This is a genomic window from Pseudomonas sp. R45(2017), from assembly GCF_002112305.1.
Lineage (GTDB): Bacteria > Pseudomonadota > Gammaproteobacteria > Pseudomonadales > Pseudomonadaceae > Aquipseudomonas > Aquipseudomonas paraglycinae.
This window is the reverse complement of record NZ_NEHH01000020.1, coordinates 17,670-32,811: the sequence shown is the minus strand read 5'-3', so window position 1 is coordinate 32,811 and position 15,142 is coordinate 17,670. Positions and strand designations below refer to the sequence as shown.

Below are 15,142 nucleotides of genomic sequence, written 5' to 3'. Positions count from 1 at the left end.
GCGGGGGGGCAGGGTGTGACGGCAATTATCGAGCGCTGAAAAAGCAGCCCTCACCCCAGCCCTCTCCCGGAGGGAGAGGGGGCCTACCGAGTTGTCTTACGCTGTACATCGACCTGAAAGATCAGCGTCGATTATGGATTCAACAACGCTCGTTCAGGTCGGCGGATTTCTGAAGCATCCCCCATTCGGTCCCCTCTCCCTCCGGGAGAGGGCTAGGGTGAGGGGGCTTTTCAGGGCTCCCCCCAATCTCAAGTCCGGAACCGCCGCACCAACCCATCCAGCTCATTCGACAACCCCGCCAGACTCTGCGAATCCAGCCGCGCCGAATTCGCCAGCTCCGCCACCAACTGCGCATCACCATGAATCTGGCTGATGTGCCGATTGATGTCCTCAGCCACCTGATGCTGCTCTTCCGCCGCCGTCGCAATCTGCGTGTTCATGTCGCGAATCACATCCACCGACTCACGAATCTGCCCAAAGCTCTCCCGCGCCTCGCCAATCCGCGCTACCGATTGCTGCGACACATCGAGGCTGGCGCGCATCTGCTGGGTCACCGCGCTGGTGCGTTTGGCGAGGTTGCCCAGCAACCCGTCGATTTCCGCCGTCGAGTCAGCCGTGCGTTTGGCCAGTGCGCGAACCTCATCGGCTACCACCGCAAATCCACGGCCTTGCTCACCGGCCCGCGCCGCCTCGATAGCCGCGTTGAGTGCCAGCAGGTTGGTCTGTTCGGCGATGGAGCGGATGGTGCCGAGGATCGACTGGATGTCGTTGCTGTCGCGTTCCAGTTGTTGCATCGACTGCGCCGATTGCTCCAGTTCCTGGCTCAGTTGATCGACGCTGTGCACCGCCGCATCGATCTGTTGCTGACCTTCGCGGGCCTGACGCTGGCCGCTGTCGGCCGACTCCGCTGCCTGGCTGCACGAGCGGGCGACTTCGTTGGCGGTGGCGACCATTTCGTGGAACGCGGTCGAGACCATGTCCACCGCTTCGCGCTGGCGTCCAGCGGCTTCGGCCATGTCGCCGGAAACCCGGGTCGAACTCTGCGAAGTGGCGAGGATTTTCCCGGCCGCGCCGCCGATGTGCTGGATCAGGCTGCGGATCGCGGTGAGGAACTGGTTGAACCAGTTGGCCAGTTGCGCGGTTTCGTCGCTGCCACGGATGTCGAGGTTCTTGGTCAGGTCGCCTTCGCCCTGGGCGATGCCTTCCAGACCGCTGGCCACGCTGCGGATCGGCCGCACGATCAGGCTGGCGAAACTGGCGCCGACCACCGCGAAGATCACCGCCAGCACGGTAGCGATGATTGCGATCAGCCAGGTGAGTTTAGTGGCCGAGCTCATCACGTCGTTCTGTTTGATCAGGCCGATGAAGGTCCAGCCCAGTTGTTCCGAAGGCCAGACGTTGGCCATGTAACGTTCGCCGTTGAGCTCGACTTCCACCAGCCCTTTGCCGGCCTTGGCCAGTTGCGCGTAGCCCTCGCCGAGGCTGTCGAGCGGCTTGAAGTTGTGCTCCGGCTGCTTGGGATCGACCAGCACCGTGCCGCTGTTCTCCAGCAGCATCAAGTAACCGCTTTCGCCGAGTTTGATCTGTTTGACGATCTCGGTGAGCTGCTTGAGCGTCACGTCGATACTGACCACGCCGCCGTTGCTGCCGAGCTTGTTGTCGATGGTGCGCACGGTGCTGACATAGGTCGCATCGTCCTGCGCCCAGTAATAGGCGGCGGTGCGAAACGGCTTGCCGGGCTTGGCCTGCGCGGCCTTGTACCACGGGCGTTGACGCGGGTCGTAGTTGCTCAGCTTGGGATCGTCGGGCCAGGATACGTAGCCGCCGGCAGCGGTGCCGACGATTGCGTAGGCGTAGGCCGGGTGACTGTTGCCCAGATCCTGCAGAAAGGCGAAGACCTTCTTGTCCATCTCGCCCTGCGGAATGCTTTCGGCGTTGGCGCTCATGTAGGTCTTGAGGCTGTCGTCGGTGTTCTTGATCAGCGGTTGCGTCGCCAGGTAGTCGACGTTCTGGCTGATGCCGTCAAAGAAAAGCTGCATGGCGTTGCTGACCTGACGGATCTCGCGCCCGCTGCTGTCGACAAAATCGTCCCGTGCATCGCTGCGCAGGTTCAGTACCACCAGCGTGGCGACCAGCACCACGGGCAAGCAGGCGATGATTGCAAACGCCCAGGTCAACTTCTGTTTGATGTTCATCCGCGCTCCAGATTTTCTTGTAGGCCCACGCAGTGCAGATGACTCGCGGTTATTGGCAGCCGAAAAACGTTGTTTTCCACCCGTTTCCTTGAGTGCGACATCGAAGTTTTTTTGGAACGATTGTCGGACAAATTCCTCTGTCTCTGAGGAATTCGGCTGCCGGAGGGGGAAATTGAGGCTGGAATGGAAAATTCTTACGAGCTGCATGCGGCGGGATGTCAGATTCTGTCGCAAATGCCCTCAAGTCCTGTCGCCAACAACTTCGGCAGCCTCGGCTATGATTCGCAGCGGTCGATAAAGAGGCGGATCGGCCCGGTTTATCCGGCACAGTGTGTGCATCCACAGGTTCACAGGTCGGCAACCCCTCCCCGTGATGCGAGGATTGCCGTATAACGAATGACATTCGCGTGTTTGGTAATAAAGGACCCACAATAAAAGCTGATGAAGACTCCAAAACGCATTGAACCCCTGATCGAGGACGGTCTGGTCGACGAAGTGCTGCGTCCACTCATGAGTGGCAAAGAAGCAGCTGTTTATGTGGTGCGCTGCGGCAATCAGTTACGTTGCGCAAAGGTCTACAAGGAGGCGAACAAACGCAGTTTCCGCCAGGCGGCCGAGTATCAGGAAGGCCGCAAGGTTCGCAACAGCCGACAGGCCCGGGCGATGGCCAAGGGTTCCAAGTTCGGGCGCAAGGAAGCCGAAGACGCCTGGCAGAACGCCGAAGTCGCGGCGCTGTTCCGCCTGGCCAACGCCGGTGTGCGTGTGCCCAAGCCGTACGACTTCCTCGAAGGCGTGCTGCTGATGGAGCTGGTGGCCGATGAATACGGCGATGCCGCGCCGCGTCTGAACGATGTGGTGCTGGAGCCGGATCAGGCCCGCGAGTATCACGCGTTCCTGATTTCGCAGATCGTGCTGATGTTGTGTACCGGTCTGGTGCACGGTGACCTCTCGGAGTTCAACGTGCTGCTGACGCCGACAGGGCCGGTCATCATCGACCTGCCGCAAGCGGTGGACGCCGCCGGCAACAACCACGCGTTCAGCATGCTCGAGCGTGACGTCGGCAACATGGCTTCGTACTTCGGTCGCTTTGCACCGGAGTTGAAGAAGACCAAGTACGCCAAGGAAATGTGGGCGTTGTACGAAGCGGGTACGTTGCACCCGGCCAGCGTGCTGACCGGCGAGTTCGACGATCCCGAGGACCTGGCCGATGTCGGCGGGGTGCTGCGCGAGATCGAAGCGGCGCGTCTGGATGAGGAGCGCAAGCAAGCCATCCGCGCGGCGGACGACGAGCCCAAGGGCAAGTCCGACGAACCGCCTCCGCCACCGTGGATGCAGTGAGCATCTGAAAAAGAAAACCCGGCTTCGGCCGGGTTTTACACATTCAAGGATTGATTGTGACCACCACCTCTCACAATGCCCGGCTGATCATCACGGCGCGGCTGATTTCCGATTTCGGCGCTTTCCTGAACATGGTTGCGCTGGCCACTTATGTCTATCTGCTGAGTAACAGCGCGATGAGCGTCGGGATCTTCCTGGCCAGTCGGGTGGGCGGCGGGATTTTTGCCAGCTTGATCGGCACGGCGTTTTATCGTCGATGCAGTAGCCGTCTGCCGTTGATTGCCTTCGATCTGTTGCGCGCCGCTGTGCTTGGGCTGTTGCTCATCGTGCCGGTCAGTCAGCAGGCGTTGTTGCTGCCGCTGATCGCGTTCGGTCTGGGCTTTGGTAATTCGATGTTCGCCATCGGCCTCAACAGCCAGTTGCCGCGCTTGATCGAGCCGGCGCAGTTGCTCAAGACCAATGCCTGGATCACGTCCGCCTCGTCCATGGCGATGGTCGGCGGCAGTCTGGTGTCCGGGCTGCTGGTCGCGGGATTTGGTTTTGAAACGGTGTTTGCGCTGAATGCGCTGACCTATCTGTTGGCGGCAGTGTTGATTGCGCCGCTGCGGTTCAGCGCACCGGAGCCGGTGGCCGAATCCAGCGCTAAACAGGGTGAATGGTCGGCTTTGCTGCAAGGCCTGCGCAGCGCTCCGGTGGTGGCCGCGATGCTGGCGGTGACCATGGCTGACACCCTTGGCAGCGCTGCTCACAACGTCGGTTTCCCGATCATTTCCAGACTGCTCACGCCGGACTCAGCCAGCACCACGCTGGGCCTGATGCTCGCGGTCTGGGCCGCCGGCAAACTGCTTGGTGCGCGAATCGCCAGTCGCCTGAACGGCTCGGAAAACATCCATCTGGAGCGCCGCTATTTCGGCGGCGTGCTGCTGATGTCCTGCGGCTTCATCCTGATGTTCCAGCAGCACAGCGTCGTCGGTCTGTTGCTGTTTTCGCTGCCGGCCGGATTGGGCGACGGGTTCTCGGAAGTCGGCCTGATGTCACGGCTGCAACGGGAACCGGAGCCCCTGCGCCTGCCGATCTTCAGCTTCCTGACGCTGTTGCAGATGACCGGGTTCGGCGTCGGCATGCTGATCGCCGCACCGTTCTATGAGTGGTGGGCGCCGGGTGCCGTGGTGCTGTTGTTCCACGGCATTCCCCTCGCCACAGTGCTGTCGATGAAAATCCTGTTGCTCAGGCGCGGGCGGGTTGCGCGCAGCAGCCCGACGCCAGTTCCTTGAGGATCGGGCAGTCCGGGCGATGGTCGCCGTGGCAGTGCTCGACCAGATCCTGCAGGGTGTCGCGCAGTTCGCCGAGTTCGCGGATCTTCTGATTCAGCTCGTCGATGTGCTGGCGGGCCAGGGCCTTCACATCGGCGCTGGCGCGCTGGCGATCCTGCCAGAGGGTCAGCAGCTTGCCGACTTCCTCCAGCGAAAAGCCCAGGTCCCGCGAACGCTTGATGAATGCCAGCGTGTGCAGGTCATCGTCACCGTAGACGCGATAGCCGCTGTCGGTGCGATGGGCAGCCTTGAGCAGACCGATCGACTCGTAATAACGGATCATCTTCGCGCTCAGGCCACTGTGGCGGGCCGCTTGGCCGATGTTCATCGGTTGTCCTCCAGATCCTCGGGTTTCCAGGTTTTCAACAGTAGCGCATTGCTCACCACGCTGACGCTCGACAGGGCCATCGCCGCGCCGGCCAGCACCGGATTGAGGAAGCCGAACGCCGCCAGTGGAATGCCGATCAGGTTGTAGACGAAGGCCCAGAACAGGTTCTGGCGGATCTTCGCGTAGGTCTTGCGGCTGATCTCCAGCGCGGCCGGCACCAGCCGAGGATCGCCGCGCATCAGGGTGATGCCGGCGGCGTGCATCGCCACGTCGGTGCCACCGCCCATGGCGATGCCGATGTCGGCAGCGGCCAGTGCCGGGGCGTCGTTGATGCCGTCGCCGACCATGGCCACGACGCCGGTTTTTTTCAGCTCGGCGACGGTGGCTGCTTTTTCCGCCGGCAGCACTTCGGCGTGGACGTTTTCGATGCCCAGCGCTTCGGCCACCACCCGTGCGCTGCCGCGGTTGTCGCCGGTCAGCAGGTGGCTGTGGATGTGCTGGGCGGCCAGTTGTTGCACCGCGTGCAGCGCGCCGGGCTTGAGGGTGTCGCCGAAGGCGAACAGACCGAGTACGCGGGGCGCCGGACTTTGCTCGATCAACCACGACAGCGTGCGACCTTCGGTTTCCCAGGCCTTGGCGGATTCGCTCAGGTTTCCGGCGTTCAGACCGCTTTCTTCCAGCAAGCGCCGGTTGCCCAGCGCCAGGCGCCGGCCGTCGAGGCTGCCGGCGATGCCGCGCCCGGTCAGAGACTGGCTGTCGCTCACATCCGGTACGTTCAGGCTGCGTTCGGCACAGGCATCCAGCACCGCTTTGGCCAGCGGATGCTCGCTGCCGCGTTGCAGCGCGCCGGCCGCTGTCAGCAGGGCGTTTTCGTCACCGTCGATCGCACTGAAATGCGCAATGCGCGGCGTGCCGGAGGTCAGGGTGCCGGTCTTGTCGAACACCACGGCGCTGACTTCATGGGCACGTTCCAGTGCTTCGGCATCCTTGATCAGAATCCCGTGCCGCGCGGCCACGCCGGTGCCAGCCATGATCGCGGTCGGTGTCGCCAGGCCGAGGGCGCAGGGGCAGGCGATCACCAGCACTGCGACGGCATTGATCAACGCGGTTTCCAGCGGCGCGCCGTACAGCCACCAGCCGATCAGCGTGGCCAGGGCCAGCAGCAACACGGTCGGCACGAACACCTGACTGACTTTATCCACCAGTTTCTGGATCGGTGCTTTCGCGGCCTGGGCGTCCTCCACCAGGCGGATGATCCGCGCCAGCACGCTTTCCGCGCCGAGCGCCGTGGTGCTCACGAGCAAGCGACCTTCGCCATTGATTGCCCCGCCGGTAACCTTGTCGCCCGGTTGTTTGGGTACCGGCAGGCTTTCGCCACTGATCAACGCTTCGTCAGCGTGGCTCTGGCCTTCCAGCACTTCGCCGTCCACCGGGAAGCGTTCACCGGGTTTGACCAATACGAGGTCACCGAGGCGCAGGGCGCTGATGGCGACGTCCTGTTCGCGGCCATCGATGACTTGAATCGCCCGCTCCGGGCGCAACGCTTCCAGTGCGCGGATGGCGCTGGCGGTCTGGCGTTTGGCGCGGCTTTCCAGGTATTTGCCGAGCAGCACCAGAGCGATGACCACCGCCGAGGCTTCGAAATACAGGTGCGGCATGCGTCCGTCAGCAGTCGCCCATTCATAGAGACTCAGGCCATAACCGGCGCTGGTGCCCAGCGCGACCAGCAAGTCCATGTTGCCGGCGCCGGCGCGTACGGCTTTCCACGCCGCCACATAAAAACGCGCACCGAAGATGAATTGCACCGGAGTGGCGAGGGCGAACTGCGCCCAGGCCGGGAGCATCCAGTGAATGCCGAACGGTTGCAGCAGCATCGGCAACACCAGCGGCAAGGCGAGGGCGATGGCGCAGATCAGCGCCCAGCGTTCATGGTTCAGGCGTTGCTGGCGATTGTCGGATTGTGGATGTTCGAGTTCGAAGAGACTGGCCGAATAGCCGGCTTTGCTCACGGCGGCGATCAGGGTTTGCGGATCGACCGCGCCGAGCAATTCGAGATGAGCACGTTCATTGGCGAGGTTGACGCTGACGCTTTTCACCCCCGGCACTTTATTCAGGGCACGTTCGACACGACCGACGCAGGACGCGCAGGTCATGCCGTCGATGTTCAATTCCACGGTTTGCTGCGGCACGCTGTAACCGGCGCGTTCGACCGCCTCCATCAGCGCCGGCAGGCTGTCGCCGGGGGCCTGCACCCGAGCCTGTTCGGTGGCGAGGTTGACGCTGACGGCGCTGGCGCCGCTGACTTTGCTCAACGCCCGCTCGACACGACCGGCGCAACTGGCGCAGGTCATGCCGCTGATGGGCAGATCGAACGTGATGGAATCGGACATCGGTCGTACTCCCTGTAGAAGATGCCTACAGGATCAACCTTGCCATGCTGGCAAGGTCAAGCGCCAGTTTCCGCTACCGGCTGCTCGCTTGTTCGCCTGATCGTTCCCACGCTCCGCGTGGGAATGCAGCCGGGGACGCTCTGCGTCCCAAAGCGTGACGCAGAGCGTCACAAGAGGCATTCCCACGCAGAGCGTGGGAACGAGCGGCAGGCCTTAGTAACCGAGGCCGGTCGGCTTGAGGTACATGCCTTCCTGGTTCATCGCGATGCGGAATTTCAGGATGTCGCCGGCATGCAGTCTGATCTCCTGCGAGCCCGGCGCGAGCATGCCCGGGTTGCAGCCCGGCATTTGTCCCGGCAGCAGTTTAAGGCGCAGCGAGACATTGCCCGGCGGCAGGTTGAACGACGTGCTTTGCTCCTGGAACAGGCGCGCCGACAGTTGATCCTGGATATACACGCCGATTTCGCACGAGGTCGCGACTTCCAGGCGCTCGCGGGAAATGATCAGCACCCCGTAATCTTCCCCGGCGGCATGCACCGAAGGGATCGCGGCAAAGAGGCTGAGAAAGCCAAACAGGCTGAAAGCTGACCAGCGCATGGCTGAATCTCCTGAATTCATGTCATTGATGCATGCAGCTTGGCCGAGCGCGGCGACGATTGCCAGCCCGGCAGTTTTTTGCAGAACTTGACCTTGCCATCGTGGCAAGCCCGAAACTGCCGGCAACCTCACTCAAAGGAGTCATTCCATGCAAGTGTTCACTGTTGAAGGCATGTCCTGCGGTCACTGTGTCAAAGCCGTCACCCAAGCAGTGCAGAGCAAGGATCCGGCCGCCAGCGTGCGGGTCGACCTGGCGGCGAAGGAAGTCGGCGTCGAAAGTGCGCTGAGTACCGAGCAGGTGATCGAGGCGATCAGCGAAGAAGGCTACGCCATCAAACTCGCCTGATCTTTTTAATAGTTAGCGAGCTACCGGAATGTTCAAGGCGTCCTCGCGCGGCTAGACTGTCGGGCTGAACTCAACTCAACTCCCCGCCCGACCTGGACGCCTGATGAACTTCCGTACCCTTCTGATTCTCGGTGCCCTGACCGCTTTCGGTCCGTTGGCGATCGACTTCTATCTACCCGCGTTTCCCACCATGGCGCTGGCGTTCGGCACCGACGAGAAACACGTCCAGCTGACGCTGTCGGCTTACTTCTTCGGCCTGTCCATCGGTCAACTGGCTTACGGGCCGTTGGCGGATCGCTTCGGCCGGCGGATTCCGTTGCTGATCGGTCTCACGCTGTTCACGCTGGCGTCAGTGGCCTGCGCCTATGCGCCGAATCTGGAGTGGCTCATCGCGGCACGGCTGCTGCAGGCGCTGGGCGGTTGTGCGGGGATGGTGATTGCCCGGGCGGTGGTCAGCGACAAGTGCGACGCGGTGGGGTCGGCGAAAGTCTTCTCGCAGTTGATGCTGGTGATGGGGCTGGCACCGATCCTGGCGCCGATGCTCGGCGGACTGCTGGTGAATACGTCGGGATGGCAGTCGATCTTCCTGGTGCTGACCGGTTTCAGTGCTTTGGCGGGACTGGCGGTCGCCCTCGGTCTGCCGGAAAGTCTGCCGGCGCATGTCCCGCGTCAGCCGTTGTCCGGCGCGCTGCGTCAGTACGGTCGGCTACTGGCGGACCCGGTCTACATGGGCCATGCCCTGACCGGCGGCATCGCCATCGCCGGGATGTTTGCCTACATCGCCGGCTCCCCGTTCATATTCATCAAACTGTACGGCGTGCCGGCCGAACATTTCGGCTGGCTGTTCGGCACCAATGCGGCCGGGTTCATTCTGGTGGCGCAGGTCAATGCGCGACTGCTGGCCAAGCGTGGTCCGGCGTTCCTGTTGTCGCGGGCGGTCTGGGTTTACCTGTGCGCCGGGCTGACGCTGCTCGCGGTCAGCGCCTTGCACACCGAGGCGCTGTGGCCATTGCTGATTCCATTGTTCATCTGCGTGGCCAGCCTCGGCTGCATCAGCCCCAATGCGGCAGCGTGTGCGATGAACGGGCAGGGCGGTCGCGCCGGCAGTGCTTCAGCGTTGCTCGGCAGCATGCAGTTCAGCGTCGCCGCCGGGGCTTCGGCGCTGGTGGGGATCCTGCACGATGGCACCGCCGTGCCGATGGCCATCGTCATCAGCTTGTGTGGTTTGCTGGTGGTGTGCGCAGCGATGCTCACCCGGCGCATGCAGAATGCCCGGGCGCTGGCAAAGGCACAGACCGAAGTCTGAACGGAAGAACTCAGCCGACAGCGCGTTGCTGGCCGAGGTCGGGAATCTGATGGGGCGCGCAGATACGCGCTTCGAGGGTGCGGGTGAAGGCTCGAGCTTCGGCCTCACTGCGGAAGGTCACGGCGTGTTGGTCGAGACGAACTTGCCACTGGGACTTTGCCACTTCTTTTATCAGGATCTTCATTGCTGACCTCCCGTACGTAAAAGATTGCATCGCAGAGGACTCGATTGTAGTCCTGAATACGATCGCAATTGTGACAAGGGTCAAGCATCTGACTGACGGCAAAAAAACACCGCAGCCCCCGAGCCAGCCACATCGGAGGCTGGAGAAGGCTGCGGTCTTGCGAGTTTTAGAAACCTTCTAAAACAATTTTCCCCTTGGCCTTGCCACTTTCCAGCAGTTCATGGGCGCGGCGCAGGTTGCTCGCGTTGATCGTGCCGAAGTGCTCGCCGACCGTGGTTTTCAACGTCCCGCTGTCGATCAGCCCGGCCACCCGGTTGAGCAGTTTGTGCTGCTCGATCATGTCCGGCGTTTCGAACAGCGAGCGGGTGTACATGAACTCCCAGTGCAGCGACAGGCTCTTGCGCTTGAGCTTGGTCACGTCCAGCGCCTTCGGATCGTCGATCAGCGCCAGTTTGCCTTGGGGCGCCAAGGCCTCGACCAGTTGGTCCAGGTGGTGGTCGGTCTGGGTCAGGCTGGCGACGTGGGTCACGTGGGCGACTCCGGCGCGTTTCAGTTCTTCGCTCAACGGCTGGCTGTGATCAATCACCAGGTCAGCACCCAGCTCGGTCACCCAGTTGCGGGTCTCCGGGCGGGAGGCGGTGCCGATCACTTTGAGCCCGGTCAACTGGCTGGCGAGTTGGGTGAGGATCGAACCGACGCCGCCCGCCGCACCGACGATCAGCAGGCTCTGGCCTTCATCGGTATTGCCTTCGCGAATCTGCAGGCGTTCGAACAGCAATTCCCAAGCGGTAATCGCGGTCAGCGGCAGAGCAGCGGCTTCGGCGAAACCGAGGGTTTTTGGCATATGGCCGACGATCCGCTCATCCACCACGTGCAGTTCGCTGTTGCCACCGGCCCGGGCGATGGAGCCGGCGTAGAACACCTTGTCGCCGGCCTTGAACAATGTCACTTCACTGCCGACCGACTTGACCACACCGGCCACGTCCCAGCCCAGCACCTTGGCGGCGCCGCCTTCCGGCGCGACGTTCTGGCGAACCTTGGTGTCGACCGGGTTGACCGAAATCGCTTTGACTTCCACCAGCAAGTCGCGCGGGCCGGCTACCGGCTCTGGCAGTTCGATGTCTTGCAGGGATTTTTCGTCGCTGATCGGGAGCGAGGCGTAATAGGCGATGGCTTTCATGGCGAACTCCGAAAGTGAATAAAGGAAGGTTTCAGGCGATGACGCGCAGGCGCTTGAGTTCGAAGTGTTCGAGGAACGCCTCGGCCTGGCTGCGGAAATGCTGGATATGGGCGCTGGCATCATGGGCTTGCAGGGCTTCGTCGCTGGCCCACTGCTCGATCATGTAGAAGGCCAGCGGGTTGGCCAGATCCTGGTGCAGTTCGTATTGACCGCAACCGGCTTCGGCGCGGGTCGGTTCGATCAGGGCACGCAGGTGCTGTTCGAGGGCGTCCTGCTGGCCAGGTCGGGCAATCAGGGTGGCGATGGCGGTGAAAGGCTGGGACATGTTCGACTCCGGGACGGGATGAATTCGATGGATGGCATGATTGGCTATTTCTGCCGGAGATAAAACCGGCTAAAAGAGCAGTCTCTTTCAATATTTTTTTGATAATCGGGGCTGACGATGCTGCGTTTCGATGACTTGCAGTTGTTTGTCCGGGCGGCGGATCTGGGCAGCCTGTCGGCGGCGGCTCGGGTGATGGACCTGTCCGCCGCCGTGGCCAGTGCCGCACTCAAACGTATAGAACAGCAACTGGGCGCGCGGCTGTTGGCACGCTCCACTCGCAGTTTGCGGCTGACGGCTGAAGGTGAAGGGTTTCTCGAATACGCCCGGGCGGCGCTGAGCAACCTTGATGAGGGTCGCCGCCTGCTGGCCAGCGGGCAGGATCAGGTCAGCGGAATTCTGCAGCTGTCGGCACCCTCGGATTTCGGGCGCAACTTGCTGTTGCCGTGGCTCGATGATTTTCAGCGCGAACACCCGAAACTGACGGTGCGCCTGCTGCTGGGTGACCGCATCGCCGACCTGTTTCGCCAGCCGGTGGACATCGCCTTGCGCTACGGCGAGCCGGAGGATTCCAGTCTGGTGGCGTTGCCGATTGCCCCGCACAACCGACGGGTGCTGTGTGCATCACCGGCCTACCTGGCCCGGCACGGCGAACCGCTGCATCTGGAACAGCTCGCACAGCACAACTGCCTGCTTTATATGCTCGGAGGCCGGGTGCACGACCATTGGAGTTTCCACGACGGCAAGCGCGAGGTCGGCCTGACCGTCAGTGGCGACCGCTTCAGTGACGACGCCGATGTGGTGCGCCTTTGGGCTGTGGCGGGAGCCGGCATCGCTTACAAGTCGTGGCTCGATGTGGCCGGTGATGTGCTGGCGGGACGGCTGAAAGTGCTGTTGCCGGAGCTGCTCTGCGAACGCGCTCCGCTGAATCTGCTGTGCGCCCATCGCGCACAATTGAGTAAGCCGGTGAACCTTCTGAGGGAGATGCTCGCCAGCCGTTGCGCCGAATTGAGTAGCCGTTTTCCCGTTTTCCAGAAGTCTGACCATTAGTCGCAGGTAAATAGCGAAATTTCTCTCAGGAACAATCACCAACCACGGCCGCTCCGGCGCAGGACGCCGCGAGCAACCCGCTTATACTAGCGACCGCCTGATGCCCGCACCAAAAGGCCGATGCGAGAACGATCAGACCGCAACCGGCCGGGTAGGGACGAGGGTCGCGACAGTGCTGCGGTTTCCTTGCTGCGGCGCGCTGCCTCGCTTGGGCTCAAGGTATTTTGCGCGCCTTGGCCGACGACTGATTACTGGTCAAGATGTCTATGAGCTGTAGACGATACGATTCAACAGGGAGTGAATAGATGGAACATGCACCTTGCATCAGCCAGATCGCCACGTTGCTGGCCGATCCCAAACGCAGCGCAATGATGTGGGCGCTCATGGATGGCTCGGCGCGGCAGACCGAGGAGCTGGCGTTGCTGGCGGGGCTATCGCCGTCATCGGCCAGTGCGCATCTGGGGCGCTTGTCCGCTGGCGGTCTGTTGAAGGTCGAGGCGCGCGGTCGCAAACGCTTCTTCCGCCTGGCGGCTCCCGAAATCGGCGCGGCCATCGAAGCGCTAGCCAGCGCCACGTTGGCCAGCGCTCCACGAGAAATCCCCGACGTATTCAAGCGTGCCTCGCCGGTCGTCAGACCCCAAGCGGCGCCTTCGTCACTGCTGCGCGCGCGGTTTTGCGACGACCATCTGGGTGGAACGCTGGCCGCCGACCTGTACCAGCGCCTGCTCGACGCCGGCTGGATCGAGCAGCTTGAACATAGAGTGGTGGTCACGCACAAAGGCTCGACACAACTGGCCGGGCGCGGGGTGTACATCCAGGCGCTGGCCCACCGCAACGCTCAGGTGGCGTGCGCCTGTCCGGACTGGAGCGAGCGTCGCCCGCACATGGGGGGCTCGCTGGGCGCGGCGTTGCTGCAGCTGTTCATGCAGTCGGGCTGGCTGGTGCTGCCCAACGATTCCAGAGCCCTGCAACTGACGGCGGCGGGCCAGCGGGAAATTCATCGTTTCGCCTGTGAAACCGAGCTGGAAATGGCGTTGTAGAGCGCTTTCTTCCACTGGCTTGCTACTGAACGTCGTCAACGGCTGCGAACACGTCGCATCTGGCACAGGCGCGCAACCGCTATCGCGCACACTCGATCCGGGGACTTTTCGGATTGAGGAGGTGGCATGGACACGGGAAACTTCAGCGCGGCAGATCGACTGGAGCGCCTGCCAGTCAGCGGTTATCACCGGATCATCTTCATCATCATTGCCCTGGCGTTTTTTTTCGACTCCATGGATCTGGCGATGATGACCTTCCTGCTCGGCTCGATCAAAGCCGAGTTCGGCCTGAGCAGTGCGCAGGCTGGCCTGCTGGCCAGTTCGAGTTTTTTCGGCATGGTGCTGGGGGCGTCGCTGTCCGGATTACTGGCTGATCGGTTCGGTCGCAAACCGGTGTTCCAGTGGAGCATCGTCTTGTGGGGACTGGCCAGTTACCTGTGCTCCACGGCGCAGACGGTCGAGAGCCTGACGCTGTTTCGCATCCTGCTGGGAATCGGCATGGGTATGGAGTTTCCGATTGCCCAGTCGATGTTGTCGGAGTTGATTCCTGCCCAGCGTCGGGGTCGTTACATCGCCTTGATGGACGGTTTCTGGCCGCTGGGTTTCGTCGCGGCGGGCGTGCTGTCGTATTTCCTGCTGCCGTTGATTGGCTGGCGCGACATCTTTCTGGTGCTGGCGGTGCCGGCAGTGTTCGTGCTGGCGATCCGCTTTTTCATTCCCGAGTCGCCGCGCTGGCTGGAACAGGCCGGCAAGCATGACGCGGCGGACAAAGTGTTGCGCGGGATCGAGGCGCGGGTACAGGCCTCACTCGGTGGTGCTGCATTGCCGGAGCCGGTTCGTCTGCCACGCAGCGTGTCCCCGCCGGGCCATTTCCTTTCGGCACTCAAACAGATCTGGTCACCGCTGTATCGCCAGCGCACGACGATGATCTGGAGCCTGTGGTTCTTTGCGTTACTCGGCTTTTACGGTCTGACGTCCTGGCTCAGTGCGTTGTTGCAACAGTCGGGTTTTGCCGTGACTCAGTCGGTGTATTACACGGTGCTGATTTCCCTCGGCGGGATTCCCGGCTTCCTGATGGCGGCCTGGCTGGTGGAACGTTGGGGACGCAAGCCGGTGTGCATCGTCACGTTGCTCGGCGGCGGGGTGATGGCGTTTCTGTACGGACAAAGCGCGGTTTTTGGCGGCAACGTGGCGCTGCTGATCGGCACGGGGCTGTTGATGCAGTTTTTCCTGTTCGGCATGTGGGCGGTGCTCTACACCTACACGCCGGAACTGTATCCGACCTCGGCGCGGGCGACGGGCTCGGGGTTCGCCTCGGCCATCGGGCGCGTGGGGTCGTTGCTCGGTCCGTTGGTCACCGGGCTGGTGTTCCCGATCACCGGGCAGGGCGGGGTGTTTGCGTTGGGGGCGCTGTGCTTTGCGATTGCAGCGGGATTGGTGTGGCTGTTCGGGATGGAGACCCGGGGCAAGACGTTGGAAGAGCTGACTGAAGCAGTTGTGCGCTGAGACCTGAAAAGCCGTTCGAACACGGGCGTGTTCGAACGGCTTTGTAC

The 15,142-nt window shown here is 62.4% G+C and carries 14 protein-coding genes and 1 pseudogene; 7 read left to right on the top strand and 8 right to left on the bottom strand.

What is annotated here, in order from left to right:
- Positions 1 to 248: 248 nt before the first annotated feature.
- Together CAF74_RS29710 and CAF74_RS29705 are read right to left on the bottom strand one after the other, a co-directional pair.
- Positions 249 to 977: a methyl-accepting chemotaxis protein gene (locus CAF74_RS29710; RefSeq protein ID WP_371320909.1), complete on the bottom strand. Its 729-nt coding sequence runs from the start codon at positions 975 to 977 to the stop codon at positions 249 to 251.
- A 129-nt stretch (positions 978 to 1,106) separates the two neighbouring features.
- A pseudogene (locus CAF74_RS29705) lies at positions 1,107 to 2,195 on the bottom strand (cache domain-containing protein); the annotation flags it as partial.
- Positions 2,196 to 2,636: 441 nt separating this feature from the next.
- Here CAF74_RS29705 and CAF74_RS28660 point away from each other — a divergent pair.
- Positions 2,637 to 3,533, top strand: coding sequence for a PA4780 family RIO1-like protein kinase (locus tag CAF74_RS28660; protein WP_011332300.1), 897 nt, complete (start codon positions 2,637 to 2,639; stop codon positions 3,531 to 3,533).
- 56 nt (positions 3,534 to 3,589) lie between these two features.
- On the top strand, positions 3,590 to 4,807 hold the full coding sequence (locus tag CAF74_RS28655) for an MFS transporter (protein WP_085748599.1): 1,218 nt from the start codon (positions 3,590 to 3,592) through the stop codon (positions 4,805 to 4,807).
- On the opposite strand, the gene cueR is transcribed toward CAF74_RS28655, so the two are convergent.
- The 3 genes from cueR to CAF74_RS28640 all read right to left on the bottom strand — a co-directional run bounded on the left by cueR (position 4,761) and on the right by CAF74_RS28640 (position 8,161).
- Positions 4,761 to 5,174, bottom strand: coding sequence for a Cu(I)-responsive transcriptional regulator (gene cueR / locus CAF74_RS28650; RefSeq protein WP_007958485.1), 414 nt, complete (start codon positions 5,172 to 5,174; stop codon positions 4,761 to 4,763). The two genes, CAF74_RS28655 and cueR, sit on opposite strands and share 47 nt — an antisense overlap.
- Entirely contained in the window at positions 5,171 to 7,564 is a 2,394-nt protein-coding gene (locus tag CAF74_RS28645; protein ID WP_085748598.1) for a heavy metal translocating P-type ATPase, read from the bottom strand. Before CAF74_RS28645 ends, cueR begins: the two co-directional genes overlap by 4 nt.
- A 213-nt stretch (positions 7,565 to 7,777) precedes the next feature.
- Positions 7,778 to 8,161: a hypothetical protein gene (locus CAF74_RS28640; RefSeq protein ID WP_085609268.1), complete on the bottom strand. Its 384-nt coding sequence runs from the start codon at positions 8,159 to 8,161 to the stop codon at positions 7,778 to 7,780.
- A 148-nt stretch (positions 8,162 to 8,309) separates the two neighbouring features.
- On the opposite strand from CAF74_RS28640, the gene CAF74_RS28635 reads away from it, so the two are divergent.
- Together CAF74_RS28635 and CAF74_RS28630 are read left to right on the top strand one after the other, a co-directional pair.
- Positions 8,310 to 8,507 (top strand): cation transporter, encoded by a 198-nt coding sequence (locus tag CAF74_RS28635; RefSeq protein WP_085748597.1) that lies wholly within the window; start codon positions 8,310 to 8,312, stop codon positions 8,505 to 8,507.
- 103 nt (positions 8,508 to 8,610) lie between these two features.
- Positions 8,611 to 9,813 (top strand): multidrug effflux MFS transporter, encoded by a 1,203-nt coding sequence (locus tag CAF74_RS28630; RefSeq protein WP_085748596.1) that lies wholly within the window; start codon positions 8,611 to 8,613, stop codon positions 9,811 to 9,813.
- Positions 9,814 to 9,823: 10 nt separating this feature from the next.
- Here CAF74_RS28630 and CAF74_RS29330 read toward each other — a convergent pair whose 3' ends face one another.
- The 3 genes from CAF74_RS29330 to CAF74_RS28620 form a co-directional block, all read right to left on the bottom strand.
- Positions 9,824 to 9,997, bottom strand: coding sequence for a hypothetical protein (locus CAF74_RS29330; protein ID WP_011332306.1), 174 nt, complete (start codon positions 9,995 to 9,997; stop codon positions 9,824 to 9,826).
- Between the two features lie 166 nt (positions 9,998 to 10,163).
- Complete coding sequence (locus CAF74_RS28625) at positions 10,164 to 11,177, bottom strand: zinc-binding alcohol dehydrogenase family protein (RefSeq protein ID WP_085748595.1); 1,014 nt, start codon at positions 11,175 to 11,177, stop codon at positions 10,164 to 10,166.
- A 31-nt stretch (positions 11,178 to 11,208) separates the two neighbouring features.
- On the bottom strand, positions 11,209 to 11,502 hold the full coding sequence (locus tag CAF74_RS28620; protein ID WP_011332308.1) for a putative quinol monooxygenase: 294 nt from the start codon (positions 11,500 to 11,502) through the stop codon (positions 11,209 to 11,211).
- Between the two features lie 117 nt (positions 11,503 to 11,619).
- On the opposite strand from CAF74_RS28620, the gene CAF74_RS28615 reads away from it, so the two are divergent.
- The 3 genes from CAF74_RS28615 (at position 11,620) to CAF74_RS28605 (ending at position 15,095) form a co-directional block, all read left to right on the top strand.
- The gene (locus CAF74_RS28615; RefSeq protein WP_085748594.1) at positions 11,620 to 12,549 is read left to right on the top strand and encodes a LysR family transcriptional regulator; all 930 of its coding nucleotides are present in this window, start codon (positions 11,620 to 11,622) and stop codon (positions 12,547 to 12,549) included.
- 305 nt (positions 12,550 to 12,854) lie between these two features.
- Positions 12,855 to 13,589: a helix-turn-helix transcriptional regulator gene (locus tag CAF74_RS28610; RefSeq protein WP_007958496.1), complete on the top strand. Its 735-nt coding sequence runs from the start codon at positions 12,855 to 12,857 to the stop codon at positions 13,587 to 13,589.
- 126 nt (positions 13,590 to 13,715) lie between these two features.
- On the top strand, positions 13,716 to 15,095 hold the full coding sequence (locus tag CAF74_RS28605; protein ID WP_085748593.1) for an MFS transporter: 1,380 nt from the start codon (positions 13,716 to 13,718) through the stop codon (positions 15,093 to 15,095).
- Positions 15,096 to 15,142: the final 47 nt, after the last annotated feature.